Origin of the sequence: Methylocystis sp. MJC1 (genome assembly GCF_026427715.1) — a bacterium.
Taxonomy (GTDB): domain Bacteria; phylum Pseudomonadota; class Alphaproteobacteria; order Rhizobiales; family Beijerinckiaceae; genus Methylocystis.
On sequence record NZ_CP107558.1, the window covers coordinates 3573715 to 3589717 of the forward strand.

15 protein-coding genes are annotated in these 16003 nt (G+C 64.9%); 3 read left to right on the forward strand and 12 right to left on the reverse strand.

All coding sequences use genetic code 11. From position 1 onward, the window contains the following. Positions 1 to 106: 106 nt before the first annotated feature. Positions 107 to 1765 carry a heparinase II/III family protein gene (locus OGR47_RS17195; RefSeq protein ID WP_267270092.1) on the reverse strand — a complete coding sequence of 553 codons (1659 nt, stop codon included), beginning with the start codon at positions 1763 to 1765 and terminating at the stop codon, positions 107 to 109. 268 nt (positions 1766 to 2033) lie between these two features. Between OGR47_RS17195 and OGR47_RS17200 the strand changes: the two genes are divergently transcribed. Further along, on the forward strand, positions 2034 to 2567 hold the full coding sequence (locus OGR47_RS17200; RefSeq protein ID WP_165052150.1) for a gamma carbonic anhydrase family protein: 534 nt from the start codon (positions 2034 to 2036) through the stop codon (positions 2565 to 2567). Between the two features lie 3 nt (positions 2568 to 2570). On the opposite strand, the gene OGR47_RS17205 is transcribed toward OGR47_RS17200, so the two are convergent. After that, entirely contained in the window at positions 2571 to 3197 is a 627-nt protein-coding gene (locus OGR47_RS17205; RefSeq protein ID WP_165052148.1) for a transglutaminase-like cysteine peptidase, read from the reverse strand. Between the two features lie 188 nt (positions 3198 to 3385). On the opposite strand from OGR47_RS17205, the gene OGR47_RS17210 reads away from it, so the two are divergent. After that, positions 3386 to 3670 (forward strand): hypothetical protein, encoded by a 285-nt coding sequence (locus OGR47_RS17210; RefSeq protein ID WP_165052146.1) that lies wholly within the window; start codon positions 3386 to 3388, stop codon positions 3668 to 3670. 4 nt (positions 3671 to 3674) lie between these two features. Here OGR47_RS17210 and OGR47_RS17215 read toward each other — a convergent pair whose 3' ends face one another. From OGR47_RS17215 to ccmI, 9 genes are all read right to left on the reverse strand, one after another. Next, on the reverse strand, positions 3675 to 4304 hold the full coding sequence (locus tag OGR47_RS17215) for a transglutaminase-like cysteine peptidase (protein WP_165052144.1): 630 nt from the start codon (positions 4302 to 4304) through the stop codon (positions 3675 to 3677). 392 nt (positions 4305 to 4696) lie between these two features. Beyond that, positions 4697 to 5521, reverse strand: a complete 825-nt coding sequence (locus OGR47_RS17220; RefSeq protein ID WP_246729691.1) for a MipA/OmpV family protein — start codon at positions 5519 to 5521, stop codon at positions 4697 to 4699. Positions 5522 to 5673: 152 nt separating this feature from the next. Then, a complete protein-coding gene (locus OGR47_RS17225; RefSeq protein ID WP_165052142.1) occupies positions 5674 to 6864 on the reverse strand; it encodes an FAD-dependent monooxygenase in 1191 nt (396 codons plus the stop codon). A gap of 86 nt (positions 6865 to 6950) precedes the next feature. Continuing rightward, the gene (locus tag OGR47_RS17230) at positions 6951 to 7202 is read right to left on the reverse strand and encodes a zinc-finger domain-containing protein (protein WP_165052140.1); all 252 of its coding nucleotides are present in this window, start codon (positions 7200 to 7202) and stop codon (positions 6951 to 6953) included. A gap of 117 nt (positions 7203 to 7319) precedes the next feature. Next, positions 7320 to 8408: a lipase family protein gene (locus tag OGR47_RS17235; RefSeq protein WP_165052138.1), complete on the reverse strand. Its 1089-nt coding sequence runs from the start codon at positions 8406 to 8408 to the stop codon at positions 7320 to 7322. 275 nt (positions 8409 to 8683) lie between these two features. Further along, entirely contained in the window at positions 8684 to 9139 is a 456-nt protein-coding gene (locus OGR47_RS17240; RefSeq protein ID WP_165052135.1) for a cytochrome c-type biogenesis protein, read from the reverse strand. A 182-nt stretch (positions 9140 to 9321) separates the two neighbouring features. Beyond that, positions 9322 to 11298 carry a heme lyase CcmF/NrfE family subunit gene (locus tag OGR47_RS17245; protein ID WP_165052133.1) on the reverse strand — a complete coding sequence of 659 codons (1977 nt, stop codon included), beginning with the start codon at positions 11296 to 11298 and terminating at the stop codon, positions 9322 to 9324. Positions 11299 to 11437: 139 nt separating this feature from the next. Continuing rightward, positions 11438 to 11875 carry a cytochrome c maturation protein CcmE gene (gene ccmE, locus OGR47_RS17250; RefSeq protein WP_165052131.1) on the reverse strand — a complete coding sequence of 146 codons (438 nt, stop codon included), beginning with the start codon at positions 11873 to 11875 and terminating at the stop codon, positions 11438 to 11440. 181 nt (positions 11876 to 12056) lie between these two features. Beyond that, positions 12057 to 13178 carry a c-type cytochrome biogenesis protein CcmI gene (gene ccmI, locus OGR47_RS17255; RefSeq protein WP_165052129.1) on the reverse strand — a complete coding sequence of 374 codons (1122 nt, stop codon included), beginning with the start codon at positions 13176 to 13178 and terminating at the stop codon, positions 12057 to 12059. 104 nt (positions 13179 to 13282) lie between these two features. Here ccmI and OGR47_RS17260 point away from each other — a divergent pair, with 104 nt between their 5' ends. Continuing rightward, positions 13283 to 13792: a DUF2721 domain-containing protein gene (locus tag OGR47_RS17260; RefSeq protein ID WP_246729690.1), complete on the forward strand. Its 510-nt coding sequence runs from the start codon at positions 13283 to 13285 to the stop codon at positions 13790 to 13792. A gap of 110 nt (positions 13793 to 13902) precedes the next feature. Here the strand turns inward: OGR47_RS17260 and purB are convergent, their stop codons facing one another. Further along, complete coding sequence (gene purB, locus OGR47_RS17265) at positions 13903 to 15210, reverse strand: adenylosuccinate lyase (protein ID WP_165052127.1); 1308 nt, start codon at positions 15208 to 15210, stop codon at positions 13903 to 13905. Positions 15211 to 16003 lie beyond the last annotated feature (793 nt).

A 16003-nucleotide genomic window follows, 5' to 3' on the forward strand; every position in this document is an offset into this window, starting at 1 on the left:
ATCACACATCCTTAAGTCGCGGAACCTTGGCCCCCGCGCTTTGGACCGCGAGCCTTTGGCTCGCTCGCTGCGCGCCCGAAGGCGCGCGGTCCTAATTCAACGCCCCTCATCCCGCGCGCTGGAAGGACCAGCTCACTTCGGCGCCAGGCGCGGCCTTTCCGCGCAGCACGATCTGGGCGCATTTGCGCGCGCCGCCGGGCGAGGCGAAAAATATGCTTTCCTCGATGGCGGGAAAGGCGCCCTCGACCTCGAAAATGAGCGTCTCGCCATTCGCGAGCTGTAATTCGATCGCCTCCGAGAGCTCTACGGCGCGCACGCGCGGGTGGAGGTGGAAGCGGATCGTAAATTCCAGCTCGCCCGGCCCGAGGCCGCCGGCTTCGACGCCGAGCAGCCTGTCCCTGCCCGCCAGCGCAGACCCGTCGGCCGCGAGGATCAACTCGCGCTCGTGAATGAAGCCGAATGATTTGGCGTAGCCATCATGGGTGAGCAAAAGCGTCGTCCCGAACGGCCCGTCGCTGCGCTCGACCGTGACATGGCGCGGCCCCTCGAAAAGCCGGCCGGCGCGCCAGCGCCCGGCGTCCTTGCTGGCGATGCGCGCGGAGGAGCGGTCGCCGATGACGAGCGTTGAATGGGCGGCGGTGGCGCGCGCAAGCTCGCGCAGATCCTCATGGGGCGGCGCCGGCGCGCCGCAATTCACCACGACCCGCTCGGTCCCGAGCGAATACTCGAAGGACAGGCAGCCCGCATTGGAGACGAGCGAAAATTCGGGCGGCGGGGCAGCGCCGGCGTCGACCAGAACGACCGCATCCGCCGCTTCGAGCCGCTGATAGCCTGCGTAAGGCGCCTTCAGGGGCGCCGCGCCGCGCGTGTCCTCATTGGCGAGCACGCTCGCGAGGCGGTCGAGCTCCGTCGCCCCCATGCCGTTGAAGAGCGCCAGCGAACCGTCGCCATGCTGCAGCATGCGCAAGGTCGGCATCATGCGGTCTATCGCGCGCAGCATGGCGGGCGGCGTCTGCAGCCCGCGCGCCGCGAGCACCTGGCGCAACGGCAGAAGATCGAGGAGCAGATCGACCAAGATCTGCGGATTGCGGCTGACATGGCCGCCGTCGCCCAAAATCTGGCGGTCGAGCTCTGCAGAAAGCGCATGCGACACCTGCGGCGCGATCTTGCGGCCCGTGTCGGCGCAGACCGCGAACTCGGCCAGGGCGATCGCGGAAAGCGCGCGATCGGCCGCCTGAGCCTGGCCGGTCGCCAGCGCGCGCCAAAGCAGCCGGGCGCTCTGGGCCAGCGACAGCATGAAGGCGTCGTAGAATTCGGCGTCGGCCCCTTCGAGCAGCACGGGCGACTGCGCCAGGAAGGAGAGAAGACGGCGCGCCGCCACCGCGGGCTCCAACGCCGGATCGTCCGGCGGCAGCTTTTTGATCGCGAGAAAATCGGCAACGAGGGCGCGCGCGTTCTCCTGCGCCAGCGTCTTGTCGGCGGCGCGCAAATGTCTCAGCCAGGAAAATCCCGCCAGCGCCCGTCGCCAGGCGGGCGACGGCGGCATGAGCGCGAAGGGCGACTCGCCGTAGCTTTGCAGCGTTTTGCCGGCGAAGGAGAAATAACCCGCGTAGATTTCGTCGGCGACAGTGGGATCGGCCGTACGAATGTCAGGCGGCGCGATTCGCAGCCGCTCCGGCGGCGCGATCGCCCTCGACTTGACAATATGATAGGGGGTTGCGGCGGAGCGCGCGACGGCGTTGGCCGCCGCCAATACGCCCGACATCCGCATCCGGTCCCAAGAGCCGCCGTCCAGGTCGCATCCTCCATTCGCCGGCGCGCCTGACATGGCGCGAAATCTAACCGGCAAACTGCCCGCTCCATGGCTGAGAGAGAAGCGCGCGCAACGGTTTATACACTATTTTCCGAGATTCGACCGGACGCGATTGCGCTTTCTTGCGCCAAGCCCACGCCATCCATTGGCCGTCGCAGCTTTTCGCGCGCGCCCGGAAATGGCAATGTCCGGCGCGCTCAAGCCTTGTAGGAGAAACTGAATGCCGCTTTACACGCTCGACGGCGTCGCGCCGCGCCTGCCCGCCGAGGGACGCTATTTCGTTGCGCCCGGCGCGCATCTCATCGGCCGCGTCGAGCTGCAGGAAGACGCCAATGTCTGGTTCAACTGCGTGCTGCGCGGCGACAATGAATGGATCACGATCGGTGCCCGCACCAATATCCAGGACAACAGCATCCTCCACACCGACATGGGCTTTCCGCTGACGATCGGCGCAGACTGCACTATCGGCCACAATGTCGTCCTGCATGGCTGCACGATCGGCGACAACAGCCTCATCGGCATGGGCGCGACGATTCTCAACGGCGCCAAGATCGGCGCCAACTGCCTTGTCGGCGCCAATGCGCTGGTGACGGAGGGCAAGGAATTTCCGGATAATTCGCTGATCGTCGGCGCGCCGGCCAAGGTCATTCGGGTTCTCGACGCCGATTCGCGAGAGAAGTTTCTCGAGTCCGCCAAGCATTATGTCGAAAACAGCCAGCGCTTTGCAAAGGGGCTGGTCGAGATCGTCCCTTAAGCGTTACTTCGCCACATACATCGGCGCGCTCGTCGGCGCGCCGACGGCAACCCAGACGTTCTGATTTTCCTGCGACTGGCGCTTGACGAAGCGGTAGGGCGTTTGCGCCCAGGGCGTCACCTCGTCGGCGAGATTATCGAGCACGAAATCGCCACGGCTGGTGCGGACCATGAGCACCGAATGGCCGTCGCCATGCTCGTCCTTCACCACAGCGAGCAGCAGCGCGCCGCGTGGAAACCCAGCGCGCATCAGCAGGCGGCGCTTCATCAGCGCGTAATCCTCGCAATCGCCCTTGCCGTCCTCGGGATAGTCCCAAGCGTCGGGAACGCCGGCGTGCTGGGGGTCGGAAACGGGCTCGATCTGATTATTCACCAGCGCATTGACGCCTTCGATCTTGCGATAGGCGCCCGCCGTCAGCTCGATGGTCTGCGCCGGTCGGGGCCCGTCGTCGCATTCGCCGCTATAGCGTTGGCAAAAGTCGAACCATCCAAAGGGAACGCTCGTCTCCGGGCCAAGCGGCGAGAAACTCGACACCGGCAAACGGGCGCCGGCATGCGCGGCGGAGACCGAGAGGCTCAGCGCGGCAAAGGCGAGAACGAAACCCTGCAGGATGCGACGCGCGACATACATCTTAACGCAACCCTAAGCATCAACTGACTGTTAAGGAATTTTTAACAGTTGCGGCGGCTTTGCCAAGATGCGCGTTAGGAAGACCTTAACTTATGGTTTACGGGCCTGCCGCGCCGGCGCCGCGCAGCCAAATGGCGCAAGGGGGATTTCAGTGCTATCCATAGAGGCGCGCCCGAAGGAGCCTCGCCATGCTCATTAAATTTCAGAGACGGCTGTGCGCATTTTTGGCCATTCCCATAGTGGTCTGCTTTTCCGCGGGCCACGCCGCGCGCGCCCAGCAGGCAATCAACCCCACCGTTCTGGCGCCCTCGTCGGGCAACGCCCTGCCTCACGGGACCATGCAGACGGCGCCGTCCAATGCGCGGGCGGGCGGCCAGCCCACCATCGTGCGTCCGCATCCCGACGCGAAGTGGCAGACCGCCATTCCCGCGCACCGGCGCCACCGACACTACAAACCGTTCCGCGACGAGTGATTCCTCACGGTCCGTTCGACACATAGGCCGGAGCGGATGTCGGCGCGCCGATGGCGACCCAGATATTCGGGTCCTGCTGGGACTGGCGCTTGACGAAACGATAGGGCGCCTTGGTCCAGGGCCGCACCTGGTCGGCGAGATTGTCGAGAATGAATTCGCCGCGATTTGTGCGAATGGTCAGGACCGAATGGCCGTCGCCGTTCTTCTCCTTGACCACGGTCAGGAGCAGCGCTTCCCTCGGGAAGCCTTCTTCGATCAGCATGCGCCTCTTCAAAAGGGCGTAATCTTCGCAATCGCCCTTGCCGTCGGTCGGATAATCCCAGGCGTCCACCAGGCCCCAATGCTCGTTATCGGCAATGGGGGTGATATTCTTATTCACCCAGAGATTGATGCGGGCGATCTTGTTGAAGTTGGCGGCGGTGAGATCGATGTCCTGAGGCGTACGGTAATCGGTCTGACATTCGCCGCGATAGCGCTGACAGAAATCGACCCAGCCATAGGGGATGCTGGTCTCCGGACCAAGCATAGCGAAGCTCGACACATCCGGCCCGGCGAAGCTCGTCGCCACGACCGCGACAAGCGCCGTCCCAGCCATTCCGAGCGCCATGACCGATTTGCCGATAAACCCAACCATTTCCCGTCTCCTGTAACGAGACGAGAATAGGTTTCTTCTTTTGCTGTCCCTGAAAGTAATTCATGCGCATTTTAGGCGAAGACGTTTAGAATTGTCCGGGCGATAGTTAAGTATAATTTTTCCAAACCGGAATGCCTAAAATTCGCGAGATCAACATAGACCGCTGATTCTAATCATGAAGTTCTGACGCGCCGTTGCACCGCCGCCCGACCGCGCCTCGCCTTTTTCAACTTGTTGTTCGTCTCAGTAAATACAAAGGCCGCCCGCAGGTTAACAGGCGAGCGCGCGGACAATCCCTGTGGCCGAGACGCGGCCAAAAAGGGGCCGGCGCCGCCGTCGCGAGATCAGCGCGCCCGACAAGAGCGCGATGAAATCAACGAGATGAGCGCCGATTACTGAAACGGATTATGGACGATGAAAGAGTAATTGAGTGCGAGACCAGCGTTGAACTGATTGCGCGAGCCGATCAAATTGGGGATCGGGCTCGAACCCACGCTGCCGAGCAACCGCTGACCGCCGCCATAGATCGATACGCTCACCTTGTCGTTGAGCGTATAGCGCGCCGTCGCCATGCCGCCGGCTGCGGTGAAGCCGCCGGTCGCCGTATAGGGGGTGAGGCGCCCGTTCAGCAGCGCCTCGAAGGGCGTCACCGAGAAATAGGCGTTCGCATAGGAATTGTCGCCGAAATTGAGTCGAGGCCCCACGGAGAAGCGGAAGGGGCCGACCGACTCATAGGCGTCCGCGTAGAGGGCCGCCACAAAGCCCTTGTGCCCGTCGATTCCCTGCCGCATCTCCGCGCGCATGCGGAAATGGTCGAAGGGATGAAGCTCGACGAAGCCGCCCACCTCATGGGTCAAAGCGACGCGATGCAGACCGAAAAGCCCGTCGCGCTGGCCGCGCTGGAAGACGAAGTTCGCGACCGGACCGGCGCGCACATAATCCAGATCGACGACGGGGAAGCCGAAGCCCTCATCCGGCGTGGAGAAGGTCTCGGCCTCGCCGACCCGGCGCACAGCGACCGCCGGGAAGGGATAGGGGCGGACCTGGCCAGAGCCCGGAAAGCTCGGCGATATCGCGCCGATGACGCTCACCGTGACGATCCAGCCATTTGCGTCTGTCTTGGGCGGGGGAATCAGTTCCGCCGCTCCGGCGCCGCCGGCGCAGGACCAAGCGGCGACGGCTGCCGCGCCCCAAATTTTGACGACTCCGAATCGCAACGAAAACAGCCCTCACAACACGCTTCTTGATAGTTCTTTAACAAGCCCCGGCCCCGCTTGTCACTCTCTGCCACGCTAAAGCGTCAGCATCTTGGCAGGCGTAGCCGTTGCGCAACACTCTGATAGGCGGGCAGTCCTCACGAACGGGGTTCTCAGGGCTGGCGGTAGAGCCAGGCGTTGCGGGCGAGCATGCCGCGCCCGCCCAGCGCCCGGATCGCAAGATCGCGCGCCAGCGCCGTCGGACCGGCGAGGTGGAAATAATCGCCCTGCCGGCGCGAGGCCCGAACGATTTGCGAGGCGCGAGGGATTCGGGCCTTTTCATAAGCTGCAAAGGCCGTCTCGGCGGTCGCGCCGAGCTGCAGAAAGGCGCGGCCCAAAGCCTCGGCGTCTTCGATCGCCTGAGCCGCGCCCTGCGCCAGGAAGGGCAGCATGGGATGGGCGGCGTCGCCCAGCAGCGTCACGGCGCCCTGGCTCCAGTTTTCGAGCGGCGGGCGGCCGAAAAGCGGCCAATGCCGCCAGGACGCGCCCGCCTCGATCAGCGCCCGCAACTCCGCGGCGGGACGCAGACGCTCGAGCGCGCGGGCGAGCTGCGCCCCATCGAGAGAGAGGATCGAGGCGCCCTCGCTCTGGCGCGGCGGTTCGGCGACGATCACGACGACATTGATGATGCTTGCGTCGCGCAGCGGATAATGCACGACATGGGCGCCTGGCAGCATCCACAAATTGCTCTCGCGGGCGCGAAAGACGGCAGGCGCCAGCTCCGCCGGCACGAGCGCGCGCCAGGCGGTGAGGCCGGAATAGACAGGCGCGTCTTTTTCGGTGGGCAGAAGGCGCCCGCGCACCGCCGAGCGCAGCCCATCGGCGCCGACGAGGCCGGCGCCCTCGATTTCCTCGACGCCGTCGCCGGCGTGGACGCGCAAGCAGACGCCGCCCCCACGCGCTTCGAAATTGCCCACCCGCGCGCCCGCGCGAACCTCGATCGCCTCATGGGCGAGCGCCGCCTGCAGCAGAACCTGCTGAAGATCGGCGCGGTGATAGACCCGGAACGGCGCGCCCCAGCGGGCGCGGGAATCTGAGAGATCGAGCTTGGCGAGAACGGCGCCGTCGCGTCCCCGCCGGATATTGATGGCTTGCGGCTCCAGGGCGACGGCGGCCAGCGCCTCTTCGAGGCCGAGGCCCGCCAGAATCCGTCCGGCGTTGGGGGCGATCTGGAAACCGGCCCCGACCTCCTCGATCCTGGGCGCGCGCTCCAACACGAGCGCGCGCTTTCCCGCGCGGGCCAGGGACAGCGCCGCCGTGAGGCCGCCGACGCCAGCGCCGGCGATGACGATGGGGGCGCTCATGGGCGCGCTTTCCGGCTAAGCTCGTTTTCGCGATCGGCGTGGTTGGCCATGGCGGAAGGAGCCCCCAGGGCGGTCACCGAAAATTGTCAGGCCGCGTCGGCGGCTTGATCGTGATAGACGCATTCCGCCGGATCGGCGCCGCCGTGAAGCGAGGCGTCGTAGACGTAAAGCGTCGAACAATAGGGGCAGACCGCCTGCGTATCGGCGCCCATATCGATATAGACATGCGGATGGTCGAACGGCGGCAGCGCGCCGATGCACATGAATTCCTTCGCCCCTACGCGAATCTGGGCAACGCCGGGCGTATTGTGGAAGTGGGGCGTGGAATGTTCGGCCATGGTCCGCTCTTTCAGGTGACGCCGCGCCGGCGGCTCGACAACGCTGCCGCCCCCTATATTGCAGCCCAGCGGAATTGGATAGGGGGCGCGGGGGCGTCCCCCCGCGCCTGAGTGGACTTAAGCCTTCTTAGACTTCAGCAGCAAGTTCTCGCGGCTCCTCACCTGCGACAGCAGGCGGTAACGGGAGACGCGCCGTTTCGGCCGGCTTCGCGCGGCCAGGCTTGGACCGATGTCGATCGAGGTTCCCCCGAGCAGGCGCATATAGGTTCCGGTATGGTGCTGCATGTAGGCCTGCGTGTACCAGTCCGCCGGATAGAGCTCGAAGCATGTGCCCGGTAGCGGGGCGTTATTGGCTTGCTGCTGCAAATAGCTTGCGCCTTCGAGCAGCAGCGAGTCCTGCCATAGGACGAGGGCGATATAGGCTGCGTCCGGGATCGGGATGCCGCAGGGCTCATAGATGGTCGAGACGGCGTCCAAATTGCCCCAGGCGAGCGGCGCGACGTCCAGCGTGTTGTAGTAGCGGGGGCAATAGCTGAAGGTCGATGTGTAATAATCGGCAAAGGCGCTATTGCCCGCCGTAAGGGCCGCGAAGGTCGCCGGAACGATCGGGTTGGTGACGCCGACAGCGGCGAGCGAGGCTTGCAGCCAAGGCGCCAGCACGGTGGTGACGCATCCGCCGAGACTATGGCCCGTGCACACGAGAACCGGGTTGTCATTCTGCGGCGACTGGAGGAAATCGGCCAGGAACGCGGAAAGCGACACCCCATTGGAGGTGAAGCCCTGGATCGTCTCCAGCGCGTAAAGCGTTCCGTCGGCCACGAGCGCCGGGCTATCGGCGGGCAACCACGGCGGCGTGCTCTGGAAGATGACGTAAAAATCCTCGAAGGCCTGCTGCAGGACGCCCCAAAAATCATCGACGTCGACATCCGTGCCGCGGGTGACGACCGCGGCGAAAGTCGGCGGCAGGCCCGGGCCGTCATAATAGGCCGCGACGAACACGAGGTTCGCCAAATCGTCGCTTTCCGCCGGGCCCCAAACGCATTCCCAGCGGCCGTCGGCGCTGAACGGCGGCATCTTGTTATTGACGAGGTACGGGATGGATGAGGGGAGCGCGTAGGAGATCTGGCAAAGCTGGAGATAGGCGACGCCAAAAATGTCGGTTGGCCCCGCCGGTTGCAACATTGCTTGCTTCAACTTGTCGGACATAAGCATTTCTCCGAAACAACTAGAAAGATGCACAAAGCGCCAGCGTCTCGCGCACTTACGATGAACGACTCAGAGCGCGCGCAGTTGACATCAAAAAACAAAAAACGAACGCGCGCATAAAAAAGTCGCCGCTCATCGTTCCGCGGCGGCGTAGCCAGCCATTTTGACCATATGGCCGAGCAGAAAGTAAAGCGAAGCCGTGCGCTTACCTAATAATAAGCCTTCGACGCCTCGACCGGGCGTCGGATTAAAAGCGGTTGAAAACAACCTCGACGTCACATTGATTGATCAGGGCCTTGCGTGTCGGAAAGCCCCAAGGCCTCGAGCCGCGCGCGCTCCTCCGCCGTAAGCTCTATGGAACTCGCGGGCGCCCGTCGGCGCGAGGCGATCCAGACGGCCGCGGCGCCGGCGAGCAGCGCGAGGAGCGGCGCGGTCCAAAGCAGGATCGTCTCCAGCTTCAGCGGCGGCCGCAGCAGAACGAAGTCGCCATAGCGCGAATGGACATACTCCTTCACCTCCGCGTCGCTCAGACCGTCCTTCAGCTTCTCGCGCACGAGCACGCGCAGATCCTTCGCTAGGGAGGCGTCGGAATCGTCGACCGACTGATTTTGGCAGACGAGGCAGCGCAGCTCGCTGGTGATGGCTCGGGCGCGGGCCTCCATGGCCGGATCTGGGAGCATTTCGCCGGGGGTGACGGCGTGGGCGGGGGTGATGAAGAGCAAAGCTATCATTGCTACGGCCCCCACCCCAGCCCTCCCCCGCCATAGCCCGTCGAAAGACGGGCGTCTTGCAAGACGCCCTCCGGCGGGAGAGGGGGCCAGATTGCCGTCGCCGCGCGAGATCAGCTCACGCCGATCGTGAGCGTCCCCTCTCCCGCGGCAGTGGGGGAGGGACAGGGAGGGGGCCTTCCACATCATTCCGCAGCCTCCGGCATCGCGACCGCGCTCGCCCGCCGAGCCACGCCGATCCGCAGCCGCCGGTCGGCGAGCGACAAGCCGCCGCCAAAGGCCATCACCAGCGCGCCGATCCAGATCAGCGTGACGAAGGGCTTCCAATAGAGCCGGGCGTCGATCGTCCCGTCCTCATGCGAGTCTCCGATCGCGGCGTAGATCTGCCCGAGGCCCAGCGTGACAATGCCGGCCTCGGAGCGCTGCATCTTGCGAGCCTGATAGAAGCGCTTGGCAGGTTCGATCTTGGCCACAGTCTCGGCCCCCGAGCGCACCGCCATCACGGCGTAGGTTTCGGAATAGTTCGGGCCGTTGCGCGGCGAGATTTCTTCTATGCCGAGCTTATAGGGCCCCACATCGTAATAATCGCCGGGTTTCATGGCGACGATGGTCTCGACGCCCCAGCCGGTCGCAGCTAGGCCGAGCAGCGTCAGTCCCATGCCGGCGTGTGAGAACGACGTGCCCCAGGCCGAGAGCGGCAGGCCGCGCAGGCGCGCGAACACAGCGCCCGTCGAGGACGCGCGGAAGGTCGCGCGCTGGGCGATATCGCTTACCGCGCCGACGACGAGATAGACCGCGATACCCCCCGAAATGATGGACAGGAAAGGCGTTCCATAGAGGGCGCCGAGCGCCGCCGCCGCCAGCACGCCCACGGCGAAGGCTGCGCGAAGGCGCTGCAGCGCCGCCGGCAAGTCGCCGCGCTTCCAGGCGAGCATCTGGCCGATGGGCATGAGCAGCCCGAGCGGTAGCGCGATCGGGATGAGAACCGTGTTGAAGAAAGGCGGGCCGACTGAAATCTTCTCGCCGGTAAGCGCCTCGAGCGCCAGCGGATAAAGGGTGCCGATGACGACCGTCGCGCAGCTCGCAGAGAGCAGGAGGTTGTTCACCACCAGCGCGCCCTCGCGCGAGATCGGCGCAAAGACGCCGCCGACAGGGAGCGACGCCGCCCGCAAGGCGAAGAGCGCCAGAGCGCCGCCGATGAAGAAAACCAGAATCCCGAGAATGAAGACGCCGCGCTCAGGATCGCTGGCGAAGGCGTGCACCGAGGTGAGCACGCCAGAGCGCACGAGGAAGGTGCCGAGCAGCGAGAGCGAGAATGCCAGAATGGAGAGGAAGATCGTCCAGACCTTGAGCGCCTCGCGCTTCTCCATCACAGCGGCGCTGTGCAGGAGCGCCGTGCCCGCGAGCCAGGGCATGAGCGACGCGTTCTCGACCGGATCCCAGAACCAGAAACCGCCCCAGCCGAGGGTGTAATAGGCCCAGTAGGAGCCCATGGCGATGCCGAGCGTCAGCGCGGTCCAGGCGAAGAGCGTCCAGGGCCGGGCGAAACGCGCCCAGGCCGCGTCGATGCGGCCGCCGATCAGCGCGGCGGCGGCGAAGGAGAAGACGATCGAGAAACCAACGTAGCCCAGATACAGCAGCGGCGGATGGATCGCGAGGCCGGGGTCCTGCAGGATCGGATTGAGATCGCGTCCCTCCCACGGCGGCTGATCGACGCGCGCGAAGGGATTGGAGGTCAGCAGGATGAACAGCAGAAAGGCCGCGCCGAGCAGGCCCTGAACGGAAAGCGCGTCGGCGCGCAGCCTATCCGGCACGGCGGACGAGAAAATCGCAACGAGCGCGCCGCAGAAGGAAAGGACCAGCACCCACAGCAGCATGGAGCCTTCGTGATTCCCCCACACGCCGGAGATTTTATAGACGAAGGGCTTCAGCGAGTGCGAATTCTCGATGACGTTGACGAGCGAGAAGTCGGAAACGACATGGGCGTAAGTCAGCGCGCCATAGGCGAAGGCGACGAAGAGGAACTGTGCAATCGCCGCCGGCCGCGCGACGCGCATCAGCGAAGGATCGTTCAGCCGCGCGCCGGCGGAGGGAATGACGAATTGCAGCAGCGCCAGGGCGAGCGCGAGAATGAGCGCGTAATGTCCGGTTTCGACGATCATTGGGGTGTCTCCTCCTTCTCCCGCCTGCGGGAGAAGGTGTCGCCGCGAAGCGGTGACGGATGAGCGCCTTCACCCGGCCCTCGCTGACGCGAGGGCCACCCGCTCCCGCTTGCGGGAGAGGGGAAGGGCGCCGGATGCTTCACTTCTTCTCTCCCTGCCACACGCCCTGCTGTTTCAGCTTGTCCGCGACGTCGCGTGGCATGTAGCGCTCGTCATGCTTGGCGAGCACGCTGTCGGCTTTGAATTTGCCATCGGGCTGCAACAGCCCGTCGACGACGACGCCTTGCCCCTCGCGGAAGAGATCGGGCAAGAGGCCCGTATAGGCCACGGCAAGGTCCTTGGTTTTATCCGTGACGGTGAAGGCCACGTCCTTGCCGTTCTTAACGACGCTCCCCTCCTTGACGAGCCCGCCGATGCGCAGCCGCGCGCCGGGCGCAACCTGCTTCTGGGCCAGCTCCGAAGGCGTGTAGAAGAAGACGATATTGTCGCGCAGAGCGAAAAGCATCAGACCCGCCGCAAGGCCCAAAACCGCCAGCGCCCCGATGATCAGCGTCAGTCTCTTGCCTTTGCGCGTCATGTCTGTTCCGCCGTTTTGCCCCCTCCCCAGCCCTCCCCCGCTACGCGGGAGAGGGAGTCGGGCCAGGGCCTTCATCGATGCAGCCGCTCACGCCGCTCGTGAGCGTCCCCTCTCCCGCGCAGCGGGGGAGGGACAGGGAGGGGGCCGCGCGTCCTGCCACAATCTGGCGTGGGCCGCATTCTCACCCCCCGATGTTCAATTCCTTCGCCAGCGCCTCGATGCGGGCGACCTCATCAAGTTTGCCGGCGAGCGCCTTGCGGGCCTCCTCGACAGCCTTTTTCGCCTTTTCGGGCTCCGACAGCACGCTATAAGCGCGGATGAGCCGCAGCCAGCCTTCGACGTCGTCGCCTTTGCTTTCCAGCCGCGATGCAAGCTTGTCGACCATGCCCTTGATCGTCGCCGCGCGTTCGTCGGCCGGCATGGCGGCGATGGCCCTGCCCTGATCGCTCGCGGGCCCCTGCGCGAAGGGCGGCCGCTCTTGCGTGTTTTCGCCCCGCAACGCCGCCAGCCGGCGCTTCACGACCGGAAGATAGGACGCGTCCGCCGAGGCTTCGGCTTCGAGCTTCTCAAAAATCCCGACGGCCTTGTCCTTCTCGCCCGCCTGCTCTGCGCCGACGGCGAGATAATAGGCGGCCATCACATTGCCCGGGTCGAGCGCCAGCGCCGCCTCGAAATCCTGCCGCGCCGGCGGCGTCACCTTGCCTTCGGCGACGATCATGCGGGCCTGGCCCAAATTGGCGTGGCGCTCCGCCGTGGCCCCGAGCAGCATCAAAGCCTTGGAATAAGCGTCGATCGCCTCCTCGCCCCGCCCGGAGCGCAGGTAATAGGGCGCCACCACCTCGAAGCCGCGGCCATCCTCGGGATGCTCGCGTAAATGCTGCTCGATGCGGGCGACGGCGCCGGCGAGATCGCCCCTGTCGGGCTGGGAGTCGAGCCGCGCCGTCAGCGGCATGTCGGGCATCTCGACTTTGCCCAGGCGCAAATAAAGCGGCACCGAGACCGCCGGGACAATGACGATCGCCGCAAGCGCCGCCGCGAGCGCCGCCTTGCGGGAGCCCTGAGCCCTCGCCTTCGGAGCCGCTTCGGCGCGCAGCAGGCGCCGGGCGGCCTCGGTCTTCGCGGCCTCGGCTTCGACGGGGTCGAGGCGGCCCTCCGCGCGCTCGCGCGCGATTTCGGCGAGCTGCTCCTCGAAAAAGGCGATATCGGCGTCGCCCGCGTCTTTCGCGTCGCCCCGCATGGCGAGCGGCAGGAGAACCGCCATAACCGCGGCGCCGGTGAGGAGAGCGAAAATGAGCCACATCATGGAAGCGCTGTTTAAGGCTTTGCCGGGCGCTTTGAAAGAGAAATGCGGCTTCCGCCGCGATCCGCTCAGGCGGGACATCCTCCCGGCGGAGGAAACGCTATAAGATGCGTCAGGCAAACTTTCATGCGAGACCGCCGATGCTTTTCGACGCGCCGACCATCGAGCAGCTTTCCATTGTGATATCGCAGGTGACCGCCCCAGCCTTTCTGCTCGCCGCCGAGGCGCAGCTATTGGGCGTGCTGGTCTCACGGCAGGATCGGATCGTGGATCGCGCGCGCGAGCTTGCCGACCTCGACGACGGGCACGCCCGGGCGCATCGCAAGCTCGAGCTGCCGATCCTGCGTGACCGCGCGGAGCTGATTCACCGCTCGATCTATTGGGGCGTTGCGAGCTGCGTGGTGACGAGCTTTCTCGTCATCGTGGCCTTCGCATCGGCGTTTTTCCGCTTTCGCCACGAATTCGGCGCGGGGCTTCTTTTCATGATCGCCATGACGCTTTTCACCGGCGCGCTGGTCGCCTTCGCTTTGGAAATAAAGCTCGCCTATACGGAGATCGACGCGGCCGCCATGCTGATGAAGCAAAGGGACCGGCTAAAGGCGCCCGCCGAGGGGTGATACCATTTCCATTTGAATAGCTCGCATGGGGACATGTCATTCCCGGCGGGCTTTCAGCCCGTCCGGAATGAAGCGCGTCACGCAGGCTAATTATCAGGGAGAGGCTGGCCTCAGCCCTCCCCGAAGACCCGGCGGAAGATCGTATCCACATGCTTGAAGTGGTACGAGAGGTCGAACAGCTCGTCCAACTCCGCCGCCGAGAGTTTGGCGCTCACATCCTTGTCCTTGCCGAGGAGATCGCGGAACTCGCCCTCGCCGCGCCAGACCGGCATGGCGTTTCGCTGCACCATGGCGTAGGCGTCCTCGCGCGAGACGCCTTTTTGCGTCAGAGCGAGCAGCACGCGCTGCGAATGGACGAGGCCGCCGAGCTTGTCCAAATTCTTCTGCATATTCTCGGGGTAAACGAGAAGATTCTCGACGACGTTGGTGAGCCGCGCCAGCGCGAAGTCGAGAGTGACGGTCGCGTCGGGGCCGATCATGCGCTCGACGGAGGAATGCGAAATATCGCGCTCGTGCCAAAGCGCCACATTCTCCATGGCCGGAATCGCCATGCCGCGCACGAGGCGCGCGAGGCCGGTGAGATTTTCGGTGAGCACCGGATTGCGCTTATGCGGCATGGCCGACGAGCCCTTCTGGCCCGCCGAGAAATATTCCTCGGCCTCCAGCACTTCCGTGCGCTGCAAATGGCGGATTTCGATGGCGAGCCGCTCGACCGAAGACGCGACGACGCCGAGCGTCGCAAAGAATGCCGCGTGGCGGTCGCGCGGAATGACTTGCGTCGAAACGGGCTCGGCGACGAGGCCCATCTTGTGCGCCACATATTCTTCGACGCGCGGGTCGATATTGGCGAAAGTGCCGATAGCGCCGGAGATGGCGCAGGTCGCGACTTCCTTGCGGGCGTGAACAAGCCGCTCGCGGGCGCGGGTGAACTCCGCATAGGCCTGCGCCATTTTGAGCCCGAAGGTCGTGGGCTCGGCGTGAATGCCGTGCGAGCGGCCGATGGTCGGCGTGAATTTATGCTCGAAAGCGCGCTTCTTGATCGCCGCGAGCAGCGCGTCGACATCGGCAATCAGCAGATCGGCGGCGCGCGACAGCTGCACGGCAAGGCAGGTGTCGAGCACGTCCGAGGACGTCATGCCCTGGTGCACGAAGCGCGAATCCGGACCGATGAATTCGGCAAGATGCGTGAGGAAGGCGATGACGTCATGTTTCGTCACGCGCTCGATCTCGTCGATGCGGGCGACGTCGAACTCGACGAAATCCGCGTTGTCCCAGATGTTCTTGGCGCTTTCCTTGGGGATGACGCCGAGCTCGGCCAGCGCGTCGCAGGCATAGGCCTCGATCTCGAACCAGATGCGGAAGCGCGTCTGCGGCTCCCAGATCGTGGTCATCTCGGATCTAGAATAGCGAGGGATCATGGGCGCAGCTCAGGTCTGGAACGCATTGGAGGGCTCGCGCTAGCATAGCCCGGCGGAAAGCGCAAAAGAGCGCCTCGGACCGCGAGCCTTCGGGCTCGCAGACCGCCCATCCCGTCATTGCGAGCGTAGCGAAGCAATCCAGGGGCAGCCATCGCGGCTCTGGGTCGCGTCGTCGCTTCGCTCCTCGCGATGACGGCTCTGATGGAGCCGGTTATGATGGGAGCCGCAAGCAGAGCGGTGGCGGGTCTCGGGAGGCCAAGGATGGAGCAGGAACGTCTAGCGCGGATCAAATCCGGCGTCGTGGAGGAGGGAAAACAGCTCCTCGTCATCTTTCTTTATCTCTGGGTCCTGCTGACCCTGTTCTCGTTGCATAGAGCTTTCATTTTCAACGAGGATCTCCTGACCTATCACCAGGGTCTGGCGCTCGTGAACGCGCTGGCGCTCGCCAAGATCATCCTCATCGGCCAAAAGCTGCATCTCGGCGAAGCAAAAAAGGACTCGCCTGTCGCCGCCCCCGCGCTCCTCAAATCCCTGCTCTTCGGCGTCCTGCTCGTCGCCTTCCATGTCGTTGAGGAAACGGCGATCGGCGTCTTCTTCCACGACAAGACGGTCGCGGAGGCCATTCCCAAGCTGGGGGACGGCTCGCTGCAGGCGATCCTGATGGCGGCGATCATCGCGAGCGTCGGGCTCATTCCCTTCTTCGCCTTCGTGGAGCTCGAACGCGTGTTGGGGACGGAAGAGCTGCGCACGATCCTCTTTGGGCATCGCGCGAAAGCCGCGTCGGGCGAGCATG

What these genes read in the sequence shown, in the direction of transcription:
- OGR47_RS17200 (WP_165052150.1), top strand. Translation starts at nt 2,034, where the DNA reads ATGCCGCTTTACACGCTCGACGGCGTCGCGCCGCGCCTGCCCGCCGAG.
- OGR47_RS17240 (WP_165052135.1), bottom strand. Translation starts at nt 9,139, where the DNA reads ATGATAGCTTTGCTCTTCATCACCCCCGCCCACGCCGTCACCCCCGGC.
- OGR47_RS17195 (WP_267270092.1), bottom strand. Translation starts at nt 1,765, where the DNA reads ATGTCGGGCGTATTGGCGGCGGCCAACGCCGTCGCGCGCTCCGCCGCA.
- OGR47_RS17260 (WP_246729690.1), top strand. Translation starts at nt 13,283, where the DNA reads ATGCGTCAGGCAAACTTTCATGCGAGACCGCCGATGCTTTTCGACGCG.
- OGR47_RS17210 (WP_165052146.1), top strand. Translation starts at nt 3,386, where the DNA reads ATGCTCATTAAATTTCAGAGACGGCTGTGCGCATTTTTGGCCATTCCC.
- OGR47_RS17215 (WP_165052144.1), bottom strand. Translation starts at nt 4,304, where the DNA reads ATGGTTGGGTTTATCGGCAAATCGGTCATGGCGCTCGGAATGGCTGGG.
- OGR47_RS17225 (WP_165052142.1), bottom strand. Translation starts at nt 6,864, where the DNA reads ATGAGCGCCCCCATCGTCATCGCCGGCGCTGGCGTCGGCGGCCTCACG.
- OGR47_RS17205 (WP_165052148.1), bottom strand. Translation starts at nt 3,197, where the DNA reads ATGTATGTCGCGCGTCGCATCCTGCAGGGTTTCGTTCTCGCCTTTGCC.
- purB (WP_165052127.1), bottom strand. Translation starts at nt 15,210, where the DNA reads ATGATCCCTCGCTATTCTAGATCCGAGATGACCACGATCTGGGAGCCG.
- ccmI (WP_165052129.1), bottom strand. Translation starts at nt 13,178, where the DNA reads ATGATGTGGCTCATTTTCGCTCTCCTCACCGGCGCCGCGGTTATGGCG.
- ccmE (WP_165052131.1), bottom strand. Translation starts at nt 11,875, where the DNA reads ATGACGCGCAAAGGCAAGAGACTGACGCTGATCATCGGGGCGCTGGCG.
- OGR47_RS17230 (WP_165052140.1), bottom strand. Translation starts at nt 7,202, where the DNA reads ATGGCCGAACATTCCACGCCCCACTTCCACAATACGCCCGGCGTTGCC.
- OGR47_RS17245 (WP_165052133.1), bottom strand. Translation starts at nt 11,298, where the DNA reads ATGATCGTCGAAACCGGACATTACGCGCTCATTCTCGCGCTCGCCCTG.
- OGR47_RS17235 (WP_165052138.1), bottom strand. Translation starts at nt 8,408, where the DNA reads ATGTCCGACAAGTTGAAGCAAGCAATGTTGCAACCGGCGGGGCCAACC.